Below are 25,997 nucleotides of genomic sequence, written 5' to 3'. Positions count from 1 at the left end.
GCCGGCCGAATTCGACGCTGCTCCGGCGTCGGATAGGCTTGGTAAAAGGATTTACGACGATGCGTTTTTTTGTCTTGGCTGCGGCCTTGTTGCTGTCGACCTCTGCGTTGGCCGAGTTCATACCCGAAACGGTATCGATGCCCAAGCCGGTCTACCCTGGCAACCTGACTAACACCCAAGGGCATGCGCGCATCAGCCTGAACATTCACAGCGACGGCACCGTCAGTGACGTCAAAGCACTCAGCGCCACCAAGCCGGAGTTCGGTGAGGCGGCCGTGGCTGCAGCCTCAAAATGGCGCTTCAAACCCTGGACGGTGAATGCCGATCGGCCAGAGGTAATCGATGCTCAGAACGACATGATTTTCTCGCCCGTACCGACGAGTGAAGAAAGTACGCGACTGACCTTTACGCAAACCACCTATCAATCCTGCAGCGCGTTGAACGAGGAAGTCAGCCAGTTCCGGCGCGATCATCCCTCCCGGCCACTGATCGCCATGAAGAGCTTTGCCATTACCCGTGTGGCAGTGATGTTCCCGGCGTTAAGCGGTAAAAGCGACTACAACGAAGGCCTGTCCAAGGCCGACGAGCTTGAAAGCGCTCTGCCGGACATCGTGCGCAAATGCCAGGCCAATCCCAAACGAACCTACGCCGACTACCTGCCACGCAACCTCAAGCGTTACCTGTAAAGCCTGCTACGATTGCGCCCAGTTCACTCCCTTCTGATCACGAGTGCTTGGCATGCAACTACCGGACATGAACCTGCTGGTCGCCCTCGACGCCTTGCTCGACGAGGGCAGTGTGGTCGGCGCCGCCCGGCGGATGAACCTCAGTCCGGCAGCCATGAGCCGTACCCTCACGCGTATCCGCGAAGCGGTGGGCGACCCGATTCTGGTGCGGGCCGGTCGGGGCCTGGTGCCAACGCCCAAGGCCCTGCAACTGCAAGGTCAGGTGCGCAACGTGGTGGAACAGGCGGCGCTGCTGTTTCGGTCGGCGGATCAAGTGGACCTGACCACCCTGCGCCGTCGCTTCAGCGTGCGCGCTAATGACTTTTTTATTGGCGTGTATGGCGGTCGTCTCTTCGACACCATGGAGCGTATGGCACCGCTGTGTGAGCTGTGTTTCGTGCCAGAAGGCGACACCGACGACGAAGCGTTGCGCGAAGGACGCTTGGATTTGCGCGTGAGCAACACCCAGCCGGCAAGCCCCGAGGTCAAGGTGCAGAACCTGTTCTCCACCACCTTCGTCGGCCTGGCCCGGCAGGATCACCCGTTATTCGACGAGGAGATCACCGCCGCACGTTTCGCCAGTTACTCCCACATCAGCATCTCGCGACGCGGCATCGCCCGGGGGCCGATCGATACCGCGCTGAATGCCCAGGGTTTGGAGCGCCGTGTGGCGATGATCGCCCCGGGGTTTCACGGTGCGATGTTCATGCTGCCTGACTCCGACTTGATCCTGCCGGTGCCCAAGGAGGCGCTCTACAGCGCTAATCGCCTGAAGCTGCCCCTGCGCGCCTTCCCGCTGCCGATCTCTTTGCCGACCCTTGTCCTGGCCCAATCCTGGCACCCTCGCTTCGATAAAGACCCCGCTCACAAATGGCTGCGCGAAACCATGCGCGAGAGCTGCCACGCCACGTGGCTGGAAGCCCAGCCGACCTGAACATCAAGCGTACACAGGGCAAATGTGAGAGGGCGCTTGCCCCCGATCGCGGTGGATCAGACAGAGAGTCTGAGCCTGCCACACGGCAATCGGGGCAAGCCCCCTCCCACGAGAGATCTGTGATGGATTCAGGATTGCGTCTGGCGCACTTATACCCTGCCAACATGTAACTTTTTGTCATGTGTGTGCCTGATTAAACTGCTCGGGTATTTCTAATCCTGAGTTACCCGTTCATGACTTCCCTCGCTGCCCCCACCCTCGCGGCCGCAGCCAAATCCACCGCCATCACCCCGCCCGTATTCGGCCCGCGCATCATCATCGGCCTGGTCGGCGTGTTGTTGGCGGTGCTGGTGTCCGGTCTCAACGAGATGGTCACTAAGGTGGCCCTCGCCGATATCCGTGGTGCGCTTTACATCGGTTTTGACGAAGGCACCTGGCTTGTCGCGGCCTACACCGCCACCTCGGTCGCGGCCATGGCCTTTGCCCCCTGGTGCTCGGTGACGTTCTCCCTACGCCGCTTCACTCTGTGCGCCATAGCCCTGTTCACCGTACTCGGGATCCTGTGCCCCTTCGCGCCGAACTACGAAAGCCTGTTGCTGCTGCGCACCGTGCAAGGTTTGGCCGGTGGCGCATTGCCGCCAATGCTAATGACCGTGGCGCTGCGCTTCCTGCCGGCCAACGTCAAGCTGTATGGCCTGGCCGGCTACGCGCTCACCGCTACCTTCGGCCCGAGCCTTGGCACACCACTGGCGGCGCTGTGGACCGAATACGTCGGCTGGCAGTGGGCGTTCTGGCAGATCGTCGCGCCATGCCTGCTGGCGATGGCGGCCGTGGCCTATGGCTTGCCCCAAGACCCGCTGCGCTTGGAGCGCTTCAAGCAGTTCAATTGGCGCGGTCTGCTGCTGGGCTTCCCGGCGATCTGCATGCTGGTGATCGGCATCCTGCAAGGCAATCGGCTGGACTGGTTCGAGTCGGGCCTGATCACCTTTTTGCTGAGTGGCGGCACGCTGCTGCTGGTGCTGTTTATGCTCAATGAATGGTCGCACCCGATGCCGTTTTTCAAGTTGCAGATGCTCGGCCTGCGTAACCTCTCGTTTGCTTTGATCGTGCTGGCGGGCGTGCTGATGGTGCTGACCTCAGTGATCATCATCCCGTCGAGTTTCCTCGCCCAAGTCCAAGGCTATCGACCGCTGCAAACCGCGCCAGTGATGCTGCTGATGGCGTTGCCGCAGTTGATCGCGCTGCCGCTGGTGGCCGCGTTGTGCAACCTGCGCTGGGTCGATTGCCGCTGGGTGCTGGGGATCGGCTTGAGCATGTTGGTGCTGTGCTGCATCGGCAGCGCGCACCTCACTTCGGCGTGGATCCGCGACGATTTTTACGGCCTGTACGTGCTGCAAATCTTTGGGCAGCCCATGGCTGTGTTACCGCTGTTGATGCTGTCCACCGGCAGCATTCAGCCACAGGACGGCCCGTTCGCTTCGGCCTGGTTCAACACCGTAAAAGGCCTGGCGGCCGTAGTCGCCACCGGCGTGCTGGACGCGCTGACCACCCAGCGCCTGCACTTTCACTCGACCATGTTGGTGGATCGCCTGGGCAATTCGCCCCTGGCCGACGGCGACGCGCCGGGCCTCGCCCATCGGCTGCACGAGCAGGCGGTGGTGCTCACTTCTTCGGATCTTTATTACGTCATGGGCGGTGTCGCCGTGGCGTTGATCCTGCTGATTTTCTGGATGCCCACGCGGATCTTCCCGCCTCGCGCACCGACCTAGCCACAAGGACTTTCCATGAAACGCAAAGACAAAATTGCCGTCTCCGTCATCACCGTATTTGCCGTCGGTGTGCTGTTCTATCTGGTCGCGCCAGGCTTGCTGGGCAGCAAGCATCAGAGCACTAACGACGCGTTTGTTGCGGCAGACTTCACCCTGGTTGCCCCGCGCGTGGCGGGTTTTATCAAGGAAGTGCTGGTGGAGGACAACCAGCGAGTTAAGGCCGGACAGTTACTGGCGCTGATCGACGACCGTGATTTTCGCGCCGCCGCCCAGGCCGCTGATGCGGACACATTGGTTGCCCAGGCCCAGCTGAAAAACGCCACCGCGACCCTGGAACGCCAAAGCTCGGTGATCGCCCAAGCCCAAGCCACCGTCGCGGCGGATCGCGCCGAAATGGCCTTCGCCGAGCACGAACTGAATCGCTACAACCACCTCGCCGGTGTGGGCGCCGGTACTGTGCAAAACGCCCAGCAAGCCAAGACTCGCATCGACCAGGCCACCGCACGCCTGGCCAATGCTACGGCGGTGCTGGCGGCCGAACGTAAGCAGGTGGAGATTCTCACCGCCCAGCGCGATGCGGCTGAAGGCGGGCTCAAGCGTGCCCAGGCCGCGTTGGAGATGGCCAGCTATCAGCTGTCCTACACGCGCATCGTTGCGCCGGTGGATGGCATGGTCGGCGAGCGCGCCGTGCGGGTCGGCGCCTATGTGACGCCGGGCAGCAAGATCCTCGCCGTGGTGCCGTTGGCGCAGGCATACGTGGTGGCTAACTTTCAAGAGACCCAACTCTCTCACATGCGAGCCGGCCAAGCCGTTCAGGTGCGTGTCGACAGCCTCGACGGCGAGTTGCTCAACGGCCATCTGGAGAGCCTCGCACCCGCGACTGGGGTGACCTTCGCCGCGGTCAAACCGGACAACGCAACGGGTAACTTCACCAAGGTGGTGCAGCGCATTCCGGTCAAAATTGTGCTGGAGCCCAACCAGCCGCTGACCGAGCGCCTGCGCGTCGGTATGTCGGTGGAGGCCAGCGTCGACACTCAGCCGGTCGCACGTCAGCCTGAGGTGGCCCAGCAATGAAACGAGTTGCCTGGCTCACCCTCAGTTTGATCAGCCTGAGTGCATGCACCGTCGGCCCGGATTTTCAGCGCCCGCAGAACGCTCAAGTGACGCAATGGAGCGCACCCCAAGGCCGCCAAGCCGACAGCCGCGCCGTCAGCGACCCGCTCCAGGAGCGTTGGTGGGACGTGTTCCACGATGCACAACTCTCGGCCCTGACGCGCCGCGCCCTCACCGATAACCTCGACTTGAAACTGGCCAGCAGCCGTCTGGAACAAAGCCGCGCCGTGCGCCAGGTGACCACTGCCGAGCGTTACCCCAAGGTTGATGCCACGGGGGCTTACCAGCGCAAACGCAACAGTGGCAAAGGCTTGAACGACCCGTCCGGCGAGAATGGCCGCGCGGCGTTCAGCCAATGGGATTCGGGTTTCTCCGCCTCTTGGGAGCTGGATTTCTGGGGCCGGGTCAAACGCGAAACTGAAGCCGCCGATGCCACCTTGCAAGTCGCCGAAAACGACCGTCGTGCCGTGCTGCTGTCGGTGCTGGCCGAGACCGCCCAGGACTACATCCAACTGCGCGGCGTGCAAAATACCCGCGCGGTGACCGAGCAAAACCTCGACGTCGCACGCCATAGCCTCAAGCTCTCGCAACTGCGGCTGGCTGATGGCGTCGCCACCGACCTGGACGTGGCCGAAGCCGCCGCCCAAGTCGCCGCCATCGAAGCGCGCCTGCCGGATTTGCAGCAACGCCAGGACCAGTTGATCAACGCCCTTAGCCTGCTGATGGGCGAGCCACCTCAAGCCCTGCACGCGCAGTTGTCCAAGGACGCCGCCGTACCGCAGACCCAGCGCCAAGTTGCTATCGGCCTACCGTCGGAGCTTGCCGAACGTCGTCCGGATATCCGCCAGGCTGAAGCTCGCTTGCATGCCGCCACCGCCAACATCGGCGTGGCCAAGGGCGATTTCTATCCGCGTATCACCCTGTCCGGCAGCCTCGGTTCACAGGCCATGCAACTGTCGGATTTCGGCTCCTGGGGCTCACGCGCCTTTGCCTTCGGTCCACAGTTCAGCCTGCCGCTGTTCAACGGCGGGCGCCTGCAAGGCATGGTGAATCTGCGCGAAGCCCAGCAACAGGAAGCGGCGCTGGCCTATCAGCAAACCGTGCTGCGCGCCTGGCATGAAATCGACGACCAACTGACCCGCTACAACGCCAGCCAACTGCGCCGCGACAGCCTGGCCGAAGCCGTGCGTCAGAACCAGATCGCCCTGACCACCGCGCAACATCAGTACGTGGAAGGTGTGGCAGATTTCGTCAATGTCCTCACCGTGCAAAGCGCGTTGCTGGCGACGCAAGAGCAGTGGGTGGAAAGCTCGACCGGCGTGTCGTTGGCGATGGTGGGGTTGTACAAGGCGTTGGGGGGAGGATGGGAGTCGGTGTATCCGCTGCAAGCTGTTAACCGATGAACTCACGAAGTCGAGAGTAGGAAGGCTCTCTATTTTGGCGCGGGCCAAAAAATCGGGAACGCGAGCAGTACTGTGGCGGGCTATTCCTTAAAGAGCCCTCGCTATGTCCATTGCTGAAAACCCTTACGCACCGCCGCAAGCCGATCTCACCCTCGCAGCGGCCCGGCCCGCTGCCTTTTTTGTGGTGGCCCACCGCAAGCTGCTGGTGATGATGCTGTTGTCCTACGGCCTTTATGGCTTTTACTGGTTGTATAAGCACTGGGATGCCTATCGCAGCGCTACCGGTGCCAGAGTGCTGCCTGTGGTTCGGGCATTTTTTTCAATTTTTTTTGCTTATTCGCTCGTCCTGAAAATCAAGCGGGCGCTCGATTTGAAAGATGCGTCCTATCGATGGTGGCCTCGTTGCTTCGCCCTGGGCTGGATAGGCTGCGCCTTTTTACCCTATACCTACATCTGGTTTGTATCGCCTTTGACGGTAGTAAAAGTGGGTGTCTGCTTCACCATTGTTCAGGTTGCCCTGATGGTGCAGATTCAGCTTGCGGTGAACCACCTTGAGGATGATCCAAAAGGCACAGCCAACAGCCGTTTTACATGGGCCAACGGAATTTGGATCGTCATAGGCGTGAGTTTGTGGGCGCTGGGAATAGCGTCTGCGTTCCTTACCGCTTAGTAGACGTGAGCTTGCTCGCGAAGGGCCAGCAGTCGCCGCGTGCATGCAGAATGCACGCGTATTTGTTGATGTTTTTCTAGCGTTCATCAGCGGTTCTGCAAAAACACCACATACCCCCGAAACCACTCACTCCCCTTCAAATACTCCGGCTCCTCCCACGCCCCGCCCTGGATCAAACCAATCTTGAACGCCAGCCCCAACCGATTCATACGCGGTAAATACGCCGCGTAATCCGGGATGCTGTGGCGGCCTTGATACGTTTGCACCACCACCTCATCCACCACGCCCTTGAGTTGGGCGATGGCGGCCGGGTCGGCGTTGCTGCTCCAGTCCATCAGGCCGGTGATGCTCAGGCGCAGGTCGGCGGGCAGGCGGTGGCGCAGGTCGCGCAGGAAGTCGGCGTATTCGTGCAGGTATTGGGTGCGGGCGTCGAAGTCGATCTGGATTCCGACCACCGGGTTGCCCGCGTCGCGCCAGCGTTGCACCTGGCCGAGCAGTTGGGTGTAGACCCGTTCCGGCCAATGCAGGGTGTGGGCGCGGTAGACCACCCAGACTTCACCCTGAGTGATGCGCGGCACGCTGATGCCCTGGGCGATAAATTGCACGCCGCGTTGGGGCGCGCGGCGCGTTGAGTTGATCTGGCCCTGGAGGATGTACAGGGTTTTCGCCTGTTTGAGTACCGGCTGGGGCGTGACGCCGCTCCACAGCCAGAAGGCGTCATAGTCGCGAGCGTCGACGGCGGCGAAGGCCGGGCTTGCCAGCAACAGCAAGCCCAGCCACAGCTTTTTCACCAGTAGTACTGCAGGGATTTGCCCCACTGGGTGTCGCCAAACCCGGTCTTGAGTTGGCGGAACCAGGCTTTGCGCACAGCCGGTTCCACGTCCTGGCCGCCGCAGCTGTTATAGCCGGCCGGCGCGTAGCAGTTGATGGCGCGGAACAGCGCGTAAGCCTTGTCGTTCTTCGGCGCCTTGGCATTGGCGATGACCTGCTTGTAACCGTCGAGGCGCGAGAAGGTTTCTCCTTTGAAGTCCGACGCGGTGCTGCCCAGGCTACCGGCGGCGCGGGCCTGTTCCAGGGGCATGCCGTCCAAGTTGTTGCGCAGGATGAACTCGCCGAAGCAGTTCAGGGCTTGCGGGTTTTTCGCGTCAGCCTGCAACGCCGCTGCGGTTTGCGCGATGCTCGGGCAGGCGTAGCCGGATTCGGCTTTGTCACCGCTCCACTGGAACAACTTCAGGGTCTGGTTGCCGCTGTAGACGTAACCCAGGCTGGTGCCCAATTTGTCCTCAGTGGGCGAGGCGGGCAGTTGCTTGAGATCTTCGGCGAAGGTGGCGTACTGGCCGCGCAGCAGGTCTTTATAAAGCAGGACGAATTGCGCGGTCTGGCGCTCCAGCGGATCGCTGGCCTGGGCGATCTGCTGGCGCAGTAACTCAGGCCCAGCGACGTTGCGCAGCAGAATGTAGCGCACCTGCTTGGCGCTGATGGGCGAGTCGCTGGCAAACACCTTGGCTAATTGGCCGCTGCGTTCGTAGTTCATGGCCAGGGCCAGTTCCAGTTGGTCACGCTGCAATGGCAACTTGGCCTGCGCGAGCAGTTTCAGCCACAGTGCTTCGGCGCTTTTCCAGTCCTTTTTATCTTCAAGCGCCAATGCACGCAGCGTTTGTTGGCTGAAGGCGAAATAATCCAGGTTCGACGGCATGTCCTGGGGTAGGTGCTTCAAGGCGGTGTCGGGCTGATGCTCGACGTACAGCGCAAAGGCCGCCTGCAGGTAGTCGTACAGTGCTGGCGTGTTGGCAAACGTGGCTTTCTGCTGGGCGAGGGCTTCGCGGGTCAGGCGTGGCGGAGTGTTGGCGCGCATCAGCATCAGATCGGTGACGGTTTGCAGCAGCGGCTCTTTGAGGTTGGCGCTGTTGACCATCAGCAGCTTGAGGTCGGCTTCTTCCACCAGTTCGTCCACCGACACATTGCGCTGGGCGTCGGTGGCTTGGGTCAACTGCCAGGCGAAGTCTTCGGCCAGTTTGTCGTTGTCGTCCGCCAGCCAGTGCACGCGGCGCAGCAGGCCGTGGGCGGACGTCGCGTAAACACCTTGTGGATAAGTGTTCAGGTAGCCCAGAAACCCAGCTTCCGCCTGGCCCAGTGCAGACTTATCCACATGCTCAAGCTGCGGCATGCCGTACTCATCGAAGGCCTCAGCTTGGGCCTGGTTGAGTGAGTTGCGCGCGGTCATGTACAGCGCGGTCTCCTTCAGCCAAGGGATCGTCGACAGGTTAGCGGCGGCGAATCCGCGTTCGGCGTCACTGAAGCGGCCGCTGTAGAAGTCAGCGGCGGCTTGCAGGTAGGTGCGAAAGAGCAGGCCGTGGGCTGACTCGATGGGATCGGTCACCACCTGGCCATCCCAGTCGCAGGTGGTGAGCAATTGCAGGCGGGCCTTCACTAGCGCCGTGCGCTCGGTACTCGGCATGTCGGCGTTGATGACCTGGCTGATAAACGCGGTGGCGCTGTCATCGTCATTGCTGCGGCAGCGGCTGCCTTCGCCGTCGACGAAGGCTTCGCCAGCGGTCTTGTACTCTTCGCGCTTGATCCCCAGACCGGTCAACAAGGTGTCCAGCTCGGCGGTGGGCGATTGGTCGGAGTCGGGCTGCGTCTCTGCGCTTGAGGCGGGTATCAGGCGATACACCGGAAACGGCACCGGGCCAAAGCCCTGGGACAGATCATCTTCACTCAGCGCGTTGGGCGTCAGCGCCGCGTTCTTTTTGTCGGCCAGCAATAGGCGCAGGTTGGCCCGGCTGTCATTGCCAGGGCTCAGAAACGGTAGGTTGTTGCAGGGATCGAGGCTGTCACGCGACACCCGCCAGTCCGGGTAGCACGAATCGTCGGAACTGGCCTGGGCCGGCAGGGAAATACCGGCCAGCAGGGCCAGTGCCAGGGGTGACAGAAAACCGATGCGCATGACGTGTCCTTGATCCTGAGTCCTTGGAGGGAGGCAATCATAGCCTGATCCGACGCATGCTTCGTTGAAGCCCTACACAAATTGCCGATTTGTCCGATTCCAGCAGCGACTCAGGGGCTTTTGTCCTAGAGTGGCGGGAGTTTGCACATGAGCAATCAAGGCAGTGGCAGGGGAATCGGGGTGCGTCGGTCTGTGGTAGAGCAAAATGAAAAGGTCGGGGCGTTGCCCGCAATCAACCGTCTCACGTGGGAGGGGGCTGCTTGGCTGAGCCGTCTTTGGTGGGTGCCGATCCTGGCGTTGGCCATGGCCCTGCGGTTTTATCACCTCACGTCGGCGGCGATCTGGGGAGATGAAGGTTCCAGCCTCCTGCTCAGCGAGTACGCCCTTGGCGACTTGTGGTTTCACGCCGCCCATGATGTGCACCCGCCGCTGTATTTCTTCCTGCTGCGCGGCTGGATCGAGCTGTTTGGCGACAGCATCTGGTCCATTCGCGGCATGAGCGCCATTCCCGGTGTCATTGCGGTGGGGCTGGGCATCTGGCTGACGCGGAAACTGTCCACCCGTCGCGCTGCAGTGCTGGCGGGCGTGCTGCTGGCCCTGCTGCCGACCGCCGTGCGCTACAGCCAGGAAGTGCGCATGTATTCACTGCTCGGTGTGTGGCTGCTGGGTGCCACGCTGGCGTTGGTGTACTGGGTGCGCCAACCTGAGCGCACGCGCTACCTGGCGGTGTATGTACTGCTGATGAGTGCCGGGTTTTATACCCACTACTTCACGGCACTGTGCGTGCTGGTGCATTGGGCGTACCTGGGGCTGTTGAGTGCCGCCCCCGGTCAGCGTTTGATCAAGCGCCCGGCGTGGTGGGGCGCCAATGTCGTGATTGTGTTGCTGTACCTGCCCTGGTTGCCGAACTTGCTGGACCTGGTGCAACACGTCGACCAGCTCAAAGTGGGCGGTGACATTGGCTGGGAAGAACCGGTCAACCTGCTGTCCCTGCCGTCGATGATCTGGCAGTTCGTGCTGCAGGATGAAGGTGTTGGTTTCTGGCCGCCGCTGTTCTGGCTGTTTCCGTTGCTGCTGGTCGCGGTCGTCGTGGTGACCGCCTGGCGCGACCGCGAGCGCTATCGACCGGCGAGCCTGCTGGCGTTGTTCTTTCTGCTGCCGCTGCTGCTGGTCTACGCCGTGTCGTTTATTTCACCGGTGTTTATCGAGCGTTATCTCACGGTGTACGCCCTGGCTTTGCCGATCCTGTTGGCGCTGGCCATCGACCGTTTGTCGTGGCTGGGTGCGGCGGTGTTTGTGCTGTTTGTCGGCGTTGAGTTGGTGGGGCTGAAGAACAACTTTGCCGTGGATGAACACGACCAGTTCAACGTGCCCGTGGAATTCGTCAACCGTAACTACCAGGAAGACGACCGCATCGTGCTCAGCGACATGATGTGGTACCTCAGCTACGTGTATTACGACCAGACCGATGCCCAGTTGCAGCTCTACACCCCGCCAAAACCCGATGGCACGCCGACCCGTCCCAACGCCTACGGCTTCGGCACCCTGGTGGACCAGGACGGTGGTCGTATATACCTCGACCACTTGTCGGCATTGCCCGAAGGCACCCGCCGCGTTTGGCTGATCAGCAGCAACGAAGCCCCGGACGATTTCGCCCCACTGCCTGCGGGCTGGCGCGAACTCAGCCGCCAGGACGGTGGTGGCGCCAGGGCGCGGTTGTTCGTGCTTTGCAACGCGCCATCGGCGCAACCCGAGGGCTGCCGCTAGACTCGTTTCAACCGCCTTTATCAGGAGCTCATCATGGAATCGCCTGTGCATAGCTTGTCGTCATTGTTCAAACAGCTGGGCCTGCCGGATGACCCGGTGAGCATCGAAAAGTTTGTGGCCGTTCACTCGCCACTCAAGTCTGAGCTGCATCTGGCGGACGCGTTTTTCTGGACGGGCAGTCAACGGGCGTTTTTGCGTGAGGAGATTCTGGAGGATGCGGATTGGGCTGAAGTGGTGGATGAGTTGAACTTGATGTTGAGGGGTAGGCGAGGAGGGCAGAAAGCTTAGGCAACACCGTCGGATTTGAAAAATCTGATGAAAGGATGAAGGATCTGTGTAGAACGCTCTGTAATCAAACTGCGGTGTTGCTGAGTGGGACAAAAATAGACCAGAATAAAGCACCTAATTGAGGTCTTTATTATGCAGATTGTCTTGGCCGATATGGCCGTCAGTGTTTCCGAACTTAAAAAAAACCCCTCTGCAGTGCTGAGTGGTGCGCACGGTGGCCCGGTTGCTGTGCTCAACCATAACCGTGTGATGGGTTACATGGTCCCCGCCGAAGTATTCGAAGCGATGATGGATCGTTTAGATGACTTGGAGTTGGCTGAACTCGTTCGTCAGCGTAGCCACGAGACGCCTGAGCCGGTGAACCTGGATGACCTATAAGCTTGAATTTCTGCCTTCGGCACGTAAGGAGTGGGACAAGCTCGGACACACATTGCGAGAGCAGTTTAAAAAGAAGTTGGCCGAGCGTCTTTTGTTGCCGCGCATACAGTCTGACGCGCTGCATGGAATGCCAGATTGCTACAAGATAAAACTCAAGGCTTCAGGCTATCGCTTGGTTTATCAGGTAATCGAGGCGCGTGTAGTAGTCGCGGTCGTCGCGGTAGGTAAGCGTGAGCGTAGCGATGTTTATGAGCGCGCTAAAAAGCGGTGAGTTTTGAAACGTCGGGGGTATGTACGAAACCATGACGCCATGGTTGGGCAAGCCGGCCCATATTGCGAAGCGCAGAAATCAGCCCCTCCCCATCCGCAAAATTGTTTCAAAACTTGACGCATCCTCCTCCTTCCACCATATTGATAGTTAGCAAACTAACTGTATGCGAACTATCCAGTGCCCCAATCCCTCGAACAACTCCAGATGAACCTCAGCAGCAGCATGGTGGTGGGCGCCCGTAATTGGCGCAAAATCTGCCAGACCACGCTGGTGAGCTATGGCATCTCCGAAGCCTGCGCCGTGCCGCTGTTGATGATCGGCCGCTTGGGCGACGGTGTGCACCAGGTCAAAGTTGCCCAGGCATCCGGTATGGAGAGCCCATCCCTGGTGCGCCTGCTCGATCGCCTGTGCAGTGACGGCTACGTATGCCGCACCGAAGATGTCCACGACCGTCGCGCCAAGGCCTTGAGCCTTACCGAGCGTGGCCGTGAGCTGGTGCAAGCGGTGGAAGTCCAATTGGTGCGCCTGCGCCGTGAAGTGCTGGCGGACATCGACTCCACCGATATGGAAGCCGCGCTGCGTGTGCTGCGGGCCTTTGAGGCAGCGACGCTTTGAACGGATTCTTTACCGGTTTTCCGCCGGCCCGCGACTGGTTCTACGGCGTGCGTACTTTCGCCGCGTCGATGATCGCGCTCTATATCGCCATGCTGATGCAAATGCCGCGTCCGTACTGGGCGATGGCCACGGTGTACATCGTCTCCAGCCCGTTTGTCGGCCCTACCAGTTCCAAGGCCCTGTACCGCGCCATCGGCACCTTGATGGGCGCGGCGGCGGCGGTGTTTTTTGTGCCGATGTTCGTGCAGTCGCCGTACATTTTGGTGGTGGTGATCGCACTGTGGACGGGCACTTTGCTGTTCCTCTCGATGCACCTGCGCACCGCCAACAACTATGCCTTGATGCTCGCTGGCTACACCTTGCCGCTGATCGCCCTGCCGGTGGTGGATAACCCGTTGGCGGTATGGGATGTGGCCGAGGCGCGAACCGAAGAAATCTTCCTCGGTATTGCGGTCGCCGCCGTAGTGGGTGCGATGTTCTGGCCGCGCCGCCTGATGCCCGTGTTCGATGGCTCGGTGGCCAAGTGGTTTGCCGATGCTCAGGTCTACAGCCAACGCTTTCTGACGCGCAATGTGCAGCGTGAAGAAGTCAGCACTTTGCGCAGCGGCATGGTCGCCACCTTCAACACCCTCGAATTGATGATCGGCCAATTGCCTCACGAAGGCGCGCGGCCGCAAACGGTGCGTAACACCAAGGAACTGCGCGGGCGCATGATCCACCTGCTGCCGGTGGTGGATGCCCTCGACGATGCGCTCTACGCCATCGAACATCGGGCGCCGGAATTTCTCGACCGCATCCAGCCGATTCTGGAAGCCACAAGCCAGTGGCTGGAAAACACTCAACAAAGCGCACCGTTGGAAAGCTGGCGCGCCCTGCGTGACCAGGTCGACGCCCTGCAACCCCAAGGCGAGGCGCTGGACGACCGCCACACCCTGCTGTTTTCCAACGCGCTTTATCGCCTGGGCGAATGGATCGACCTGTGGCAAGACTGCCGCAGCCTGCAAGCGGCCATCCAGTGCGAAAGCCAGGACAGCTGGCGCGCCGTGTATCGTCACTGGCGGCTGGGTCGGCTCACGCCATTCCTTGACCGTGGTCTGATGTTCTATTCGGCGTTTTCTACCGTCACCGCGATCATCGTCGCCTCGGTGCTGTGGATTCTGCTGGGCTGGACCGACGGCGGCAGCGCGGTGATTCTGGCCGCCGTGGCGTGCAGCTTCTTCGCCTCGATGGACGATCCGGCGCCACAGATCTATCGGTTCTTTTTCTGGACCGCCATGTCGGTGCTGTTCGCCAGCCTGTATCTGTTTCTGGTGCTGCCCAACCTGCACGATTTCCCGATGCTGGTGCTGGCGTTTGCGGTGCCGTTCATCTGCATCGGTACCCTTACTGTGCAGCCGCGCTTCTACCTGGGCATGTTGCTGACGTTGGTGAACACCTCGTCGTTCATCAGCATCCAGGGTGCCTACGACGCGGACTTTCTCAACTTCGCCAACGTCAACCTCGCCGGCCCCGTGGGCCTGCTGTTTGCGTTTGTGTGGACATTGGTTGCGCGGCCTTTCGGCGCCGAATTCGCCGCCAAGCGCCTGACCCGTTTCAGCTGGCGTGACATCGTCGGCCTCACCGAGCCCGCAACCCTGGCCGAACACCGACACCTCGCCGTGCAGATGCTCGATCGCCTCATGCAGCACCTGCCGCGCCTGGCACTCACCGGCCAGGACACCGGCATCGCCCTGCGCGATTTGCGCGTGGCGCTGAACCTGCTCGACCTGCTGGCGTACTCGCCGCGCATCCTTGGAGTGCCACGGGTGTTGCTCAACCAGGTCGTCGAAGGGGTGGGCGCTTACTTCAAAGCCTGCCTCAAGGCGGGTGAACGCTTGCCCGCGCCCAGCGGTCTGCTGATGACCCTCGACCGCACGCGCCGCGCCCTCAACGGCCAGGGTCTGCAAGACGAGGACGATACTCGCCTGCACCTGTTGCACGCCCTGGCCGGCCTGCGCCTGGCGTTGTTGCCTGGCGTCGAATTTATTGGCGGCACCGAGATGGAGGCGCCGCTGCCTGATGGAGCGCCTTTATGATCGGTGATCTGGATATCAGCGGGGTGTTCCTGCCCACGCTGCTGGTGCTGATGGGCATTACGTACGTGTTGTTTCTGGTGGTGCACGGGCTGTTGACGCGCATGCACTTCTATCGCCTGGTCTGGCACCGGGCATTGTTCAATGTGGGGCTCTACGCGCTGTTGCTGGGCGCGGTGGACTCACTCAGTCGATACCTGATGACATGAAAAAACCTTTTTTGACCATCGGCCGTGTAGTCCTGACGCTGCTGATCGTGAGCTTCGCGGTCGTCGTTGTGTGGCGCATGGTCATGTACTACATGTTTGCGCCCTGGACCCGCGACGGGCACATCCGTGCCGACATCGTGCAGATCGCCCCGGACGTGTCCGGGCTGATCCAGCGCGTGGACGTGCGCGACAACCAGTTGGTGACCAAGGGCCAAGTGCTGTTTGCCGTCGACCAGGACCGCTTCAAGCTGGCCCTGCGCCAAGCCCAGGCCGCCGTGGCCGACCGCCAGGAAACCCTGGCCCAGGCCCAGCGCGAGTACAAGCGTAACCGTGGCCTCGGCAACCTGGTGCCCAGCGAGCAACTGGAAGAAAGCCAGTCCCGCGTGGCCCGTGCCCAGTCGGCCCTGGCTGAAGCGCAAGTGACGGTGGATTCGGCCCAACTGAACCTGGATCGCTCAGTAATCCGCAGCCCGGTGGACGGCTACGTCAACGACCGGGCGCCGCGTAACCAGGAATTCGTCACCGCCGGCCGGCCGGTCCTGTCAGTGGTGGACAGCAATTCCTTCCATATCGACGGCTATTTCGAAGAGACCAAACTCGACGGTATCCACGTCGGCATGGCGGTGGATATCCGCGTGATCGGTGATAACGCTCGCTTGCGCGGCCACGTGCAGAGCATCGTCGCCGGTATCGAAGATCGCGACCGCAGCAGCGGCTCCAACCTGTTGCCCAACGTCAACCCGGCGTTTAGCTGGGTGCGCCTGGCCCAGCGCATTCCGGTACGCATCGCCTTTGACGACGTGCCGGCGGACTTCCGCATGATCGCCGGGCGTACGGCCACGGTGTCGATCATTGGCGACAAGCCCAATGACGGAGCCACGCCATGAAGCAACTGTTGGCAACCGCCGCGTTGGGTTTGCTGCTGTCGGCCTGCCAAGTGGTAGGCCCGGACTACCAGTTGCCGGACAAGGCCGCGGTCAACCGTGGCGACCTGCAAGGGCAACTCGCGGGCGAGGGCGCCAACGTGGTGTCAGCGCCGGTGCCGACCGACTGGTGGAAACTCTACAAAGACCCGCGCCTGGATGAGCTGGTGCGCCAGGCCATGGCGTCCAACACCGACTTGCGCGTGGCCGCTGCCAATTTGCAGCGCGCGCGGTTCCAGACCCAACAGGCTGAATCCGCCGGCGGCTGGAGCCTCGGCGCCAAGGCAGAGGCGCAGCGCCTGCAGGAGTCCGGCGAAGCATTTTTGCTGGCCGACAAAGTGCCGGTGGGTAACATCGGCAGCGTCGGTATTACCACCTCGTATCAATTCGATCTGTTCGGCACCTTGCAACGGGGCATCGAGAGCGCCCAGGCCAGCGCCGATGCCGCTCAGGCCGCTGCCGATATCGCGCGCATCACCCTAGTGGCCGACGTGGTGCGTTCCTACACCCAGGTGTGTGCGGCCAACGAAGAGCTGGCGATTGCCAACGAGTCCCTGGACTTGCAAGCCCAGAGCACCAAGCTGACCCAACGCCTGCGTGACGCCGGCCGTGGCGATGAAACCCAGGTCACCCGCTCGCAAACCCAGTACAAATCCCTTCGCGCCGACATGCCGCGCTACGAAGCTGCGCGCCAGGCCGGGCTGTTCCGCCTGTCGATGCTGCTGGCCAAGCCGTTGGACCAACTGCCGGCGGGCACCGGCAACTGCGCCGAGCTGCCGCACATTGCCCAGTTGTTGCCAGTGGGTGACGGCGCGGCGCTGCTCAAGCGGCGTCCCGATGTGCGCCAGGCCGAACGCCAATTGGCCGCTGCCACCGCACGTATCGGCGTGGCCACCGGCGCCCTGTACCCAGACATCGCCATCGGCGCCACCGTAGGCACCGTCGGCTTGCTCGACAACCTCGGCACGCCTGCGACCAACCGCTGGGGTTTTGGCCCGATGATCAGCTGGACCGTGCCGACCAACGGCGCCCGGGCCCGCGTCCACGAAGCCGAAGCCGCCACCCAGGGCGCCCTGGCGCATTTCGATGGGGTGGTGCTCAACGCCATTCGCGAAACCCAGACCGGTCTGGCGCAATACACCGCGCAACTGCAACGCCGTGATGCGTTGGCCGAAGCCGGCGAGTCGGCCAAGGAAGCGGCGGGGCAGACCCATCGCTTCTTCCAGGCCGGCCGCGCGTCGTTCCTGGCCGACCTGCAAGCCACCCGCACTTACACCGATGTGCGTGCGCAATTGGCGGCGGCAAATACCCAGGTCGCCATGAGCCAGATCGATCTGTTCCTGGCCCTGGGCGGCGGTTGGGAAAGCGGACGAACGCAAGCGTCACAGCCCGGCAAACCCTGAGCGGGTAGCTATGCTTTGTCAGGTGGGCCGCCGTGATGGCCTACCTGACACTGCTCGCGTTTGCTCATGGGGATTCCAATAATGAAAAACCCTTATGCTCCCGCTTTCTGGTGCGTGCTCCTCGCACTGGTGCTGTTATCGGCCGCGTATTTCTACGGCGTCATGCTCGCCCACCAGCTCGACAAGGCCATGGTCTTTCTCGACAGCGCCTGCCTGGTGATCGGCACCTTGTCCATCGGCGTGGTGGCCTGGGCCTCTTACCAAAATCAACGGATCAAGAAAAAACTTCTCGAACAAGGCAAGACCCGCGTGGCGATCTGGGACACCAAGGTCGCGCTGCGGCGTGTGGAAACCGTGTTCGATCGTTATTTCTGGGGCAGCTACTGGCAGCCGGGTCGCACCTTTCAGGAGGTCATGGGCGACCTCACCGGCACCCCCCTGGAAAAAAGCCTCGAAGTTCTGAAAAAACAGTGCGTGGCCCTCGATCAGCAGGTCGCCGATGGTAGGCATTGGCTTAACAATGCGCGTGAATTGTCTGACGTCGCGACGCAGATGGCCCGCGAACGCTACCAACTGGATTTCTGCGACCCCAAGGCCGATACCCCCGGCAACGCGGTGATACACCGCGAATTTGAGGTGTTGGTGTACACCTGGACCGCACGGCTGAAGAGTTTCGATCACCAACTCGACGAGATCGAACTGGAATACTCGTGAACCAACTGCTCGCCTGAACCTCTGAGAAATCTGGGCCCTTCGCGGCCGCCAGTGCTAATCTTCCCCCGTTTTCGGCGGGCTTGAGCCAACCCCATCGGGGTTCAAGGAAGACAGCCCACTTCTCACAGGATTTGATCAGGTCACTTCATGAATAAGCCAGCAGTCGTTCTTTTGGGTTTTGTTGTCGCCGTAGGCGTCGTCAGTGCAGGCGGCGCCTGGTACACGGGTAAACAACTGGAGCCGGTGCTGCAAACCGCGATCCAGAACGCCAACAAGGAACTGCAGACCTCCATGGCCGGCGTCGATGGCACTGTGGCCCTGGAGCTGGTCTCCCTGGACCGTGGCGTGTTCAGCAGCACCGCCCATTACCGCTTGAAAGGCCAGGGGTCGGTCTTCGGCGAAGAAAATCCTAACCCGGAACTGCTGTTCGTCGACCATATCGAACACGGCCCGCTGCCGTTCTCGCGCCTGGTGACACTCAAGTGGCTGCCGGTCATGGCCACCAGTCACTACGAGCTGGAAAAGAACGCCACCACCGAGAAGTGGTTCGCCGCCGCCAAAGACGTATCGCCACTCAAAGGCGTGGCCAACATTGGTTACACCCGTTCGGTCAACGGCAATATCGAATTGCTGCCCCTGGAGTTCAAGGACGATACGTCTTCGGTGAGCTTCTCCGGCGCGAACATGAATTTCGACAGCACTGCCGAAGGCCAGAAGGTCAAGGCCGACGGCTTCATGAACAGCGTCAAGGTCGCCGCGGTAGACGCCAAGGGCGAGCACTTCGAAGCTGAGCTGTCTGGGCTGACCATCGCCAGCAACCTGGAAAAATCCACCTTCGGCTTCTACACCGGGCAAAACACCGTTGAGCTGACCGACAGCAAGTTCACCTTCGGCCCGCAGAAAGCCGTGCTGACCGTCAAAGGCTTCGAGCAGAAAGACTCCAGCGAAACCAAGGACAACAACCTGGCCGGCCGTGTCGACTATAAGATCGACGAGATCGGCTACCAGGGTAAACCTGTAGGTTCGGCGGCCTTGGCCGTGAGCATGAAGAATGTCGACATCCCGGCCATGCTGGTGCTGACCAAGCTGTACCAGGACAAGATGCAACCGGTGCAAGCCGCCGCCGCCGCCAACCAGCCGGCCCCCGAGCTGCAACTGACTGAAGCCGAGCAAGCCCTGGCTGAAGCCAACGTCAATCAGGTCCTGGCTGCCAAGCCGCAAGTGGCTGTGGAAAACCTGTCGCTGAAAACCACCCACGGTGAAAGCAAGTTCAGCCTGCTGGTAGACCTGGCTAAACCGGTGTCCATGGAACTGCCGCCAGTTGAGCTGGGCAAGCAGATGATTGCGCTGCTGGAGGCCAATCTGACCCTTTCCAAGCCGATGATCGCTGACGTTTCCGCACTGCAAGCCCAACTCGGTGGCGTGACCGACCCGAAAGCCATCGAGCAGCAATCCCAGATGGCCGCCGAGATGGTCAGCGGCATGGCGGTTGGCACGCAGTTGGCAACGTTGGTCGGTAGCGACGTGGTCTCCAAGCTGCACTACGCCAACAATGAAGTGACGTTCAACGGCCAGAAGATGACCGTCGAGCAGTTCATTGGTTTTGTAATGGCCAAAGTCGGCGCGGTCAGCGGCGCACAGTAACGCCTCAACACCCAGCCTCTTCGTGAGGCTGCTTGAAATGCAGTCAAAATGTGGGAGCGGGCTTGCCCGCGAATGCAGTGGATCAGTCACCACTGCGTATTCGCGAGCAAGCCCGCTCCCACATTTGTTTTGTGCAGGCCCGACTCAGCGGCTACCCATCAATTCTGAACAATTGTTCTGAATTGGTCTTCTCCCTACTTTCCTAAGAGATAGTTCACACAGGAAAGCTAGGCCGGGTCATTAGACGCCGGCACCCTGTAGCATGTCGCTCAGGATCACCTATCGTTACAGCTTTCCGTGTGTAAGGAAGCTCACGATATGTTGCGAAACCTACCACTCAGTGCATCAGGCCGGTTGCGACTGCTCATCGGGGCAGCTTTATGCAGCCAGCTGTTGATGCCTACTTTCGCCATGGCCGATCCGGCCTATGACGCGCTGATTATCCAGGCGCGCAACGGCAACTTCACACCCGCCCTTACGCAATTGCGTCAGCTGTCTGCCGAGCGCCAGACGCCAGGCCAGGTCAGCGATCATGTGGTGATCGCCGGTTGGGCCGGGCAGGACGCCGAAGTGCTGAAGGTGTACGAAGCTGAGGGTAAACATCGCAACCTCAGTACCCAGGCGCTCGCCACCGTGGCGCGCACCTATCGCAATCAAAAGCAGTGGCCCCAGGCTGAGGCGACCTATCGCCAGGCGCTGCTGCGTGAACCAAATAACGTCGACCTGCAACTGGGCCTGGCCCTGACCCAGGCTGACGGCGGCAAAGCCAATGAAGCCGTGCAACGCACCCGCGCGCTGGTGGCCGCCAAGCCAGACGACCCCAACCGGCGCATGGCCCTGGGATATGCGCTGACCCGCGCCGGCTTGAACTACGACGCGCTGTTTGAATTCGATCAGGCGTTTATCCGTGCTGGCGACAAGCCCGAAGTCGCCCGCGAATACATCGTCGCCCTGCAAAAGGCTCGCTTGCCGGAAGCCGCTTTGCGCCTGTCGGCCCAGCGTCCGGGCCTGCTGGACCCGGTGACCCAGCGCCGCCTCGAAGGTGACCTCGCCGCCGAACGGGTGCGCATGGCCGAGTTCGCCACGCGCAGCGAAAAAGAACGCTATGTGATTGCCGACCGCGCCCTGGCGGACTACGACAAACTGCTCGCCCGCTGGACCCCGGACGCCACCGCCCATGACGATGTGGTGCGCTGGCGCATCGACCGCCTGGGTGCACTCAAGGCGCGTGCACGTACCGCCGAGGTGATCCGCGAGTACGAAACGCTTAAGGCCGAAGGTGTGCAACTGCCGACCTACGCCGTGCGTTGGGTGGCCGCGTCCTACCTCGACCAGCGCCAGCCGGAAAAAGCCGAGCCGCTGTATCGCCAGGCGCTGAGCGCCACCGACGCGGAGCCCGATGATCGGGTCGAAGACACCACCGCGCTGTTCTACGCCTTGCAGGAAAGCGACAAAGGCGAGGATGCCAACGAGGTCGCCAAAGGACTCGCCAACAGCCAGAACCCTCGGGTCGAACTCAAGGGCTTGCCCATCGGCAACCCCAACGACGCGTGGATGGACGCCCAGCAACTGTCGGCCCAGGCCGGCGTCTACGGTGGCGACCTGCCGGGCAGCGAAGCCGGTTTGGAAGCGCTGGTAGCAAAAGCACCGGGCAACGTCGGCCTGCGTCTGGCCCAGGCTGACATGTACCGCGCCCGCGATCTGCCCCGGCGCGCCGAAGGCATTCTCAAGGAAACCGAAGCCCAGGCCCCGCGCGACATCGGCCTGGAAGTGAGCCAGGCCTACACCGCCATGGACCTGCAGGAGTGGCGCCAGCTCGACGTGCTCACCGACGATGTGGTTGCGCGCAACCCGGATAACCGTCAGGTGCAGCGCCTCAGCCGCCTGCGCGATGTGCATGACATGGCCGAGCTGCGCGTCGAGGCCTACACGGGTAAAAGCTTCGGCGGCGGTAACGACAGCGAATCGGGTGCGGTGTCGGGGAGCCGTGACTGGGGCATCGAAAGCCGTCTCTACACGCCGCCTATCGACGAAGACTGGCGCCTGTTTGCCGGTGCCGGCTATGCCCGCGCAGATTTCGAAGAGGGTACCGGCCAGCATCGTTGGCAGGTTGTCGGCGTGGAGCGGCGCACCCGAGACATGACCATCGAAGCCGAGGTCTCCAACCATTCCTACGGCGATGGCTCCAAACAAGGCGCCGCGATCTCGATTGCCCGCGACATCAACGACAACTGGCAATACGGCGGCAGCCTCGGCTACCTGCTGAGCACCACGCCGTTGCGCGCGCTGAATGATGGCATCACCGCCAACGGCGGCAGCGGTTTTATTCGCTGGCGCGCCAACGAAAGCCGCGAGTGGAAACTGACCCTCAGCCCGTCCCACTTCAGCGACGGCAACGACCGCTTCGAAGCCTTGCTCAGCGGCCGCGAGGGCCTCTACAGCTCGCCGCGCGTGCAAGTGGACCTGGGCCTGGAAGTCGGCGCCAGCCGCAACAGCAAGGAAGACACGGTGTACTTCAATCCGAAGTCGGATTTGACCGTGCTGCCCGTCATCAACATCAACCATGTGCTCTATCACCGCTACGAGACCCAGTGGAGTCAGCAGTTCCAGGTCGGTGCGGGTACCTATAGCCAGCGCGATTACTCCACCGGCGGCATGGCGTTGATCGGCTACGGCCAACGCTATCGCTGGAACGATGTACTCGACGCTGGCGCCAACCTGAGCCTGATCAGCCGACCTTACGACGGTGATCGCGAACGCGATCTGCGCCTGCTCGTCGACCTCACTTACCGTTTCTAAAAGAGCCTGACCATGACCTTCCTCAGCCGTTGCTTGTTGGTTCTGGGCGTATTGCTGGCCAGTGCCTGCGCCCAGCAACCCGCACCTTTCACTCCACCCGCCGAGCGGCCGACACCGCTCAACGAACAGGCGTGGCCGAAAAACCACTTCCTGGGCATTGCCTACCACGATGTGTCGGATCGTGATCCTGACCAGGCCGTGGTGGCGGTGCGTACCGAGCGTTTGATCGAGCAGTTGGCTTGGTTGCGCGAGAACGGCTACCAGGCGGTCAGCGTTGACCAGATCCTGGCCGCCCGCCATGGCGGCCCGGCATTGCCGCCCAAAGCAATCATGCTCAGCTTCGACGACGGCTATTCGAGCTTCTACACCCGCGTGCTGCCTATTCTGCGCGCCTACCACTGGCCGGCGTTGCTGGCGCCGGTGGGCAGCTGGATCGACACACCGCTCAACCAGCCGGTGGATTTTGCCGGTTCACCCCGGCCGCGTGGTGAGTTCCTGACCTGGCAGCAGATTCGCGAAGTGTCCCAGTCCGGCCTGGTGGAAATCGCCGCGCACACCGATGCCAATCACAAAGGCATCCTGGCCAACCCCCAGGGCAACCTGGAGCCAGCTGCGACTTCCCTGCGTTATGACCCGGCCACCGGTCGTTATGAAAGCCAGGCCCAGTTCGATGCGCGGTTGCGTGCGGATATGGTCGCGATCTCCAACAAGATCCAAACCGTGACCGGCAAGAAACCACGGGTCTGGGTATGGCCGTATGGCGCCGCCAAAGGCACCTCGCTGGCCATCGTTGGCGAGCAGGGCTACCAAATGGCCCTGACCTTGGAAGACGGCCTCGACAGCTCCGATGACCTGATGAACAGCCCGCGCTTTCTGGTGGCCTCCGACCCGGACGGCGAGCATTTCGCCAACAGCATCGTCGCTGTGCAAACCCCGGCACCGCTGCGGGTGTTGCATGTGGACCTGGATAACGTCTACGACCCGGACCCGGCCCAACAGGCGCGCAACCTCGACCAGTTGGTGCAGCGCGTGGTGGACATGGGCGCCGGCACGGTGTTCCTGCAAGCCTTCGCCGACCCCAAGGGTGACGGCCTGGTCCGCTCGCTGTACTTCCCCAACCGCCACCTGCCAGTGCGCGCCGACCTGTTCAACCGCGTCGCCTGGCAACTGCACACCCGTGCCCATGCCAGCGTGTATGCCTGGATGCCAGTGCTGAGTTTCGCCCTTGATCCCAAGCTGCCGCGTGTGACGCGCTGGGACCCGGAAACCGGCAAAGTGGGCATCGACCCGGATCAATACAAACGCCTGTCGCCGTTCGACCCGCAAGTGCGCAAAATCATTGGCGAGATCTATGAAGACCTGGCGCGCAACAGTGCCATCGACGGTGTGCTGTACCACGACGATGCGGTGTTCTCGGACTTCGAAGACGCCAGCCCCGCCGCGCTCAAGGCCTATGCTGCCAACGGCCTGCCGGGCAGCATCGAGGCCCTGCGCGCCGACCCTGCGGTGATGCAGCGCTGGACGCGCTTCAAGAGCCGCTACCTGATCGACTTCACCAAGGAGCTGACCGCCAAGGTCCGCGCTATCTCTGGGCCGCAGGTGCTGACCGCGCGCAACATCTTCGCGCAGCCGATGCTCAACCCAGAAAGCGAAGCCTGGTTCGCGCAGAACCTCGACGATTTCCTCCAGACCTACGACTGGACCGCGCCCATGGCCATGCCGCTGATGGAAGGGGAGACGCTGAAGAACTCCAACGCCTGGCTGGAGAAACTGGTGGCGACGGTCAAAGCCCGCCCCGGTGCGATGCAGCGAACGGTATTCGAACTGCAAGCCAAAGACTGGCGCACCCCAGCAGCCCCCGACCTGTCCGCCGAGCAAATGGCTGAATGGATGGGTGTACTCAAGCGCCAGGGTGTCACGAGTTTTGGCTACTACCCGGACAATTTCCTGGAAAACTCCCCGGACCTGAAGACTGTGCGTCCGGCCCTTTCCAACCAATGGAACCCTTGACCATGTTCGACAGAATCCTGGCTTTATTCGTGCTGGCACTGGTATTAGGCGTGCCCCTGGGACTGATCTTCCTGGTCACCGGGCAGTTCCTGATGGACTTCGTGTTTTTCTACCCGCTGTTCATGTCGGCGCTGTGGATCTCCGGCGGCTTGTACTTCTGGCTGCACTGGGAGCGCCACTGGCCCTGGGAAGAAGACACCCCGGCGCCGACCCTGGCCGGCAACCCGCTGATCTCGATCATCATCCCTTGCTACAACGAGGGTGATAACGCCGCCGACACCATTCATGCGGCCCTCGGTCAGATGTACCCGAACATCGAAGTGATCGCGGTCAACGACGGTTCCAAAGACAACACCGCCGCAGTGCTCGACGCCCTGGCGCTGGAGCATCCACGCCTGCGGGTGCTGCACCTGGCGCAGAACCAGGGCAAGGCCGTGGCCTTGCGCATGGGTGCCGTGGCGGCGCGCAGCGAATACCTGGTGTGCATCGACGGCGATGCATTGCTCGATAAAAACGCGGCGGCTTATATGGTCGCGCCGATGCTCGACAACCCGCGCCTGGGTGCCGTGACCGGCAACCCTCGTATCCGCACACGCTCGACCTTGATCGGCCGCGTGCAGGTGGGCGAGTTCTCGTCGATCATTGGCTTGATCAAGCGCACGCAACGAGTGTTTGGTCGGATCTTCACCGTGTCGGGTGTGGTGGTGGCGTTTCGTAAAAAGGCGCTGGACCGCATCGACTACTGGTCCACCGACATGATCACCGAGGACATCGACGTCAGTTGGAAGCTGCAACTCGACCACTGGAGCATCTTCTACGAGCCCCGCGCGCTGTGCTGGATTCTGATGCCCGAAACCGTCGGCGGCCTGTGGAAACAACGGCTGCGCTGGGCCCAGGGTGGCGCCGAAGTACTGTTCAAAAACATCCGTGGCATCTGGCAATGGCGTCACCGCTACCTGTGGCCGCTGTTGTTCGAATACTGCCTGTCCACCGGTTGGGCGTTCACCTTCATGCTGTCGGTCATCTTTTGGGGCGTGGGCAAATTCACGCCGCTGCCCCAGGCGATCGCGGTGGACTCACTGATGCCGCCCGCGTTTACCGGCCTGGTGTTGGCGATGGTATGCCTGCTGCAATTTGCCGTGAGCATCCTGATCGACCGCCGCTACGAGAAAGACCTGTGGAAAACCCTGTTCTGGACCGTGTGGTACCCGATGGTGTTCTGGCTGGTCAGTCTATTCACCACCCTGGTCAGTTTCCCCAAGGTGCTGTTCAACCAGCACCAGAAGCGCGCGCGCTGGGTCAGCCCGGATCGTGGCATCAAACCTGTTGAAGAGGAGGCGTGA

22 protein-coding genes are annotated in these 25,997 nt (G+C 61.7%); 20 read left to right on the top strand and 2 right to left on the bottom strand.

Annotated elements, in window-relative coordinates; genetic code table 11:
* The first annotated feature begins 59 nt into the window (after positions 1-59).
* From ACKZ62_RS27845 to ACKZ62_RS27820, 6 genes are all read left to right on the top strand, one after another.
* On the top strand, positions 60-686 hold the full coding sequence (locus tag ACKZ62_RS27845; RefSeq protein ID WP_099602097.1) for an energy transducer TonB: 627 nt from the start codon (positions 60-62) through the stop codon (positions 684-686).
* 52 nt (positions 687-738) lie between these two features.
* The gene (locus ACKZ62_RS27840) at positions 739-1,659 is read left to right on the top strand and encodes a LysR family transcriptional regulator (protein ID WP_032884818.1); all 921 of its coding nucleotides are present in this window, start codon (positions 739-741) and stop codon (positions 1,657-1,659) included.
* Between the two features lie 233 nt (positions 1,660-1,892).
* A complete protein-coding gene (locus ACKZ62_RS27835) occupies positions 1,893-3,428 on the top strand; it encodes an MFS transporter (protein WP_447096126.1) in 1,536 nt (511 codons plus the stop codon).
* 15 nt (positions 3,429-3,443) lie between these two features.
* The gene (locus ACKZ62_RS27830; RefSeq protein WP_122753758.1) at positions 3,444-4,502 is read left to right on the top strand and encodes an HlyD family secretion protein; all 1,059 of its coding nucleotides are present in this window, start codon (positions 3,444-3,446) and stop codon (positions 4,500-4,502) included.
* Positions 4,499-5,944, top strand: coding sequence for an efflux transporter outer membrane subunit (locus tag ACKZ62_RS27825; protein WP_122756780.1), 1,446 nt, complete (start codon positions 4,499-4,501; stop codon positions 5,942-5,944). Before ACKZ62_RS27830 ends, ACKZ62_RS27825 begins: the two co-directional genes overlap by 4 nt.
* Positions 5,945-6,047: 103 nt before the next feature.
* On the top strand, positions 6,048-6,614 hold the full coding sequence (locus ACKZ62_RS27820) for a hypothetical protein (RefSeq protein WP_122753757.1): 567 nt from the start codon (positions 6,048-6,050) through the stop codon (positions 6,612-6,614).
* A gap of 86 nt (positions 6,615-6,700) precedes the next feature.
* On the opposite strand, the gene ACKZ62_RS27815 is transcribed toward ACKZ62_RS27820, so the two are convergent.
* Positions 6,701-7,405 (bottom strand): DUF3142 domain-containing protein, encoded by a 705-nt coding sequence (locus tag ACKZ62_RS27815; RefSeq protein WP_122764465.1) that lies wholly within the window; start codon positions 7,403-7,405, stop codon positions 6,701-6,703.
* Positions 7,402-9,561, bottom strand: coding sequence for a PA5441 family protein (locus ACKZ62_RS27810; RefSeq protein WP_122753756.1), 2,160 nt, complete (start codon positions 9,559-9,561; stop codon positions 7,402-7,404). The genes ACKZ62_RS27815 and ACKZ62_RS27810 overlap by 4 nt, the downstream gene beginning before the upstream one ends.
* A 180-nt stretch (positions 9,562-9,741) precedes the next feature.
* Between ACKZ62_RS27810 and ACKZ62_RS27805 the strand changes: the two genes are divergently transcribed.
* The 14 genes from ACKZ62_RS27805 (at position 9,742) to pgaC (ending at position 25,997) form a co-directional block, all read left to right on the top strand.
* Positions 9,742-11,328: a glycosyltransferase family 39 protein gene (locus ACKZ62_RS27805; protein ID WP_032884992.1), complete on the top strand. Its 1,587-nt coding sequence runs from the start codon at positions 9,742-9,744 to the stop codon at positions 11,326-11,328.
* Between the two features lie 33 nt (positions 11,329-11,361).
* Positions 11,362-11,616 carry a DUF2789 domain-containing protein gene (locus tag ACKZ62_RS27800; protein ID WP_447096125.1) on the top strand — a complete coding sequence of 85 codons (255 nt, stop codon included), beginning with the start codon at positions 11,362-11,364 and terminating at the stop codon, positions 11,614-11,616.
* Positions 11,617-11,748: 132 nt separating this feature from the next.
* Positions 11,749-11,994: a type II toxin-antitoxin system Phd/YefM family antitoxin gene (locus ACKZ62_RS27795; RefSeq protein ID WP_095186332.1), complete on the top strand. Its 246-nt coding sequence runs from the start codon at positions 11,749-11,751 to the stop codon at positions 11,992-11,994.
* The gene (locus tag ACKZ62_RS27790; protein ID WP_099602105.1) at positions 11,984-12,265 is read left to right on the top strand and encodes a type II toxin-antitoxin system RelE family toxin; all 282 of its coding nucleotides are present in this window, start codon (positions 11,984-11,986) and stop codon (positions 12,263-12,265) included. The genes ACKZ62_RS27795 and ACKZ62_RS27790 overlap by 11 nt, the downstream gene beginning before the upstream one ends.
* Positions 12,266-12,469: 204 nt before the next feature.
* Positions 12,470-12,880, top strand: a complete 411-nt coding sequence (locus tag ACKZ62_RS27785; protein WP_032884831.1) for a MarR family winged helix-turn-helix transcriptional regulator — start codon at positions 12,470-12,472, stop codon at positions 12,878-12,880.
* Entirely contained in the window at positions 12,877-14,955 is a 2,079-nt protein-coding gene (locus tag ACKZ62_RS27780) for an FUSC family protein (RefSeq protein WP_032884832.1), read from the top strand. Before ACKZ62_RS27785 ends, ACKZ62_RS27780 begins: the two co-directional genes overlap by 4 nt.
* On the top strand, positions 14,952-15,161 hold the full coding sequence (locus ACKZ62_RS27775) for a DUF1656 domain-containing protein (protein ID WP_003187469.1): 210 nt from the start codon (positions 14,952-14,954) through the stop codon (positions 15,159-15,161). The genes ACKZ62_RS27780 and ACKZ62_RS27775 overlap by 4 nt, the downstream gene beginning before the upstream one ends.
* Positions 15,158-16,048 (top strand): efflux RND transporter periplasmic adaptor subunit, encoded by an 891-nt coding sequence (locus tag ACKZ62_RS27770; RefSeq protein ID WP_095186330.1) that lies wholly within the window; start codon positions 15,158-15,160, stop codon positions 16,046-16,048. The genes ACKZ62_RS27775 and ACKZ62_RS27770 overlap by 4 nt, the downstream gene beginning before the upstream one ends.
* Positions 16,045-17,487, top strand: a complete 1,443-nt coding sequence (locus ACKZ62_RS27765) for an efflux transporter outer membrane subunit (protein ID WP_122753755.1) — start codon at positions 16,045-16,047, stop codon at positions 17,485-17,487. The genes ACKZ62_RS27770 and ACKZ62_RS27765 overlap by 4 nt, the downstream gene beginning before the upstream one ends.
* Before the next feature lie 81 nt (positions 17,488-17,568).
* Complete coding sequence (locus ACKZ62_RS27760) at positions 17,569-18,201, top strand: hypothetical protein (protein WP_032884836.1); 633 nt, start codon at positions 17,569-17,571, stop codon at positions 18,199-18,201.
* A gap of 147 nt (positions 18,202-18,348) precedes the next feature.
* Positions 18,349-19,845 carry a YdgA family protein gene (locus tag ACKZ62_RS27755; RefSeq protein ID WP_447096124.1) on the top strand — a complete coding sequence of 499 codons (1,497 nt, stop codon included), beginning with the start codon at positions 18,349-18,351 and terminating at the stop codon, positions 19,843-19,845.
* A gap of 318 nt (positions 19,846-20,163) precedes the next feature.
* Positions 20,164-22,644, top strand: coding sequence for a poly-beta-1,6 N-acetyl-D-glucosamine export porin PgaA (gene pgaA, locus ACKZ62_RS27750; RefSeq protein ID WP_447096123.1), 2,481 nt, complete (start codon positions 20,164-20,166; stop codon positions 22,642-22,644).
* A 12-nt stretch (positions 22,645-22,656) separates the two neighbouring features.
* Positions 22,657-24,654, top strand: a complete 1,998-nt coding sequence (pgaB, locus tag ACKZ62_RS27745) for a poly-beta-1,6-N-acetyl-D-glucosamine N-deacetylase PgaB (RefSeq protein ID WP_447096122.1) — start codon at positions 22,657-22,659, stop codon at positions 24,652-24,654.
* 2 nt (positions 24,655-24,656) lie between these two features.
* Entirely contained in the window at positions 24,657-25,997 is a 1,341-nt protein-coding gene (gene pgaC, locus ACKZ62_RS27740) for a poly-beta-1,6-N-acetyl-D-glucosamine synthase (protein ID WP_032884842.1), read from the top strand.

Source organism: Pseudomonas sivasensis (assembly GCF_052938085.1).
This window is presented reverse-complemented; position numbering and strand designations above follow the sequence as displayed.

Excerpts from the sequence above, each read along its gene's own strand:
- ACKZ62_RS27830 (WP_122753758.1), top strand. The coding sequence starts at position 3,444 with ATGAAACGCAAAGACAAAATTGCCGTCTCCGTCATCACCGTATTTGCC.
- pgaC (WP_032884842.1), top strand. The coding sequence starts at position 24,657 with ATGTTCGACAGAATCCTGGCTTTATTCGTGCTGGCACTGGTATTAGGC.
- ACKZ62_RS27795 (WP_095186332.1), top strand. The coding sequence starts at position 11,749 with ATGCAGATTGTCTTGGCCGATATGGCCGTCAGTGTTTCCGAACTTAAA.
- ACKZ62_RS27760 (WP_032884836.1), top strand. The coding sequence starts at position 17,569 with ATGAAAAACCCTTATGCTCCCGCTTTCTGGTGCGTGCTCCTCGCACTG.
- ACKZ62_RS27825 (WP_122756780.1), top strand. The coding sequence starts at position 4,499 with ATGAAACGAGTTGCCTGGCTCACCCTCAGTTTGATCAGCCTGAGTGCA.
- ACKZ62_RS27765 (WP_122753755.1), top strand. The coding sequence starts at position 16,045 with ATGAAGCAACTGTTGGCAACCGCCGCGTTGGGTTTGCTGCTGTCGGCC.
- ACKZ62_RS27800 (WP_447096125.1), top strand. The coding sequence starts at position 11,362 with ATGGAATCGCCTGTGCATAGCTTGTCGTCATTGTTCAAACAGCTGGGC.
- ACKZ62_RS27755 (WP_447096124.1), top strand. The coding sequence starts at position 18,349 with ATGAATAAGCCAGCAGTCGTTCTTTTGGGTTTTGTTGTCGCCGTAGGC.
- ACKZ62_RS27770 (WP_095186330.1), top strand. The coding sequence starts at position 15,158 with ATGAAAAAACCTTTTTTGACCATCGGCCGTGTAGTCCTGACGCTGCTG.
- ACKZ62_RS27785 (WP_032884831.1), top strand. The coding sequence starts at position 12,470 with ATGAACCTCAGCAGCAGCATGGTGGTGGGCGCCCGTAATTGGCGCAAA.
- pgaB (WP_447096122.1), top strand. The coding sequence starts at position 22,657 with ATGACCTTCCTCAGCCGTTGCTTGTTGGTTCTGGGCGTATTGCTGGCC.
- pgaA (WP_447096123.1), top strand. The coding sequence starts at position 20,164 with ATGTTGCGAAACCTACCACTCAGTGCATCAGGCCGGTTGCGACTGCTC.
- ACKZ62_RS27790 (WP_099602105.1), top strand. The coding sequence starts at position 11,984 with ATGACCTATAAGCTTGAATTTCTGCCTTCGGCACGTAAGGAGTGGGAC.
- ACKZ62_RS27810 (WP_122753756.1), bottom strand. The coding sequence starts at position 9,561 with ATGCGCATCGGTTTTCTGTCACCCCTGGCACTGGCCCTGCTGGCCGGT.
- ACKZ62_RS27835 (WP_447096126.1), top strand. The coding sequence starts at position 1,893 with ATGACTTCCCTCGCTGCCCCCACCCTCGCGGCCGCAGCCAAATCCACC.
- ACKZ62_RS27775 (WP_003187469.1), top strand. The coding sequence starts at position 14,952 with ATGATCGGTGATCTGGATATCAGCGGGGTGTTCCTGCCCACGCTGCTG.
- ACKZ62_RS27820 (WP_122753757.1), top strand. The coding sequence starts at position 6,048 with ATGTCCATTGCTGAAAACCCTTACGCACCGCCGCAAGCCGATCTCACC.
- ACKZ62_RS27845 (WP_099602097.1), top strand. The coding sequence starts at position 60 with ATGCGTTTTTTTGTCTTGGCTGCGGCCTTGTTGCTGTCGACCTCTGCG.
- ACKZ62_RS27840 (WP_032884818.1), top strand. The coding sequence starts at position 739 with ATGCAACTACCGGACATGAACCTGCTGGTCGCCCTCGACGCCTTGCTC.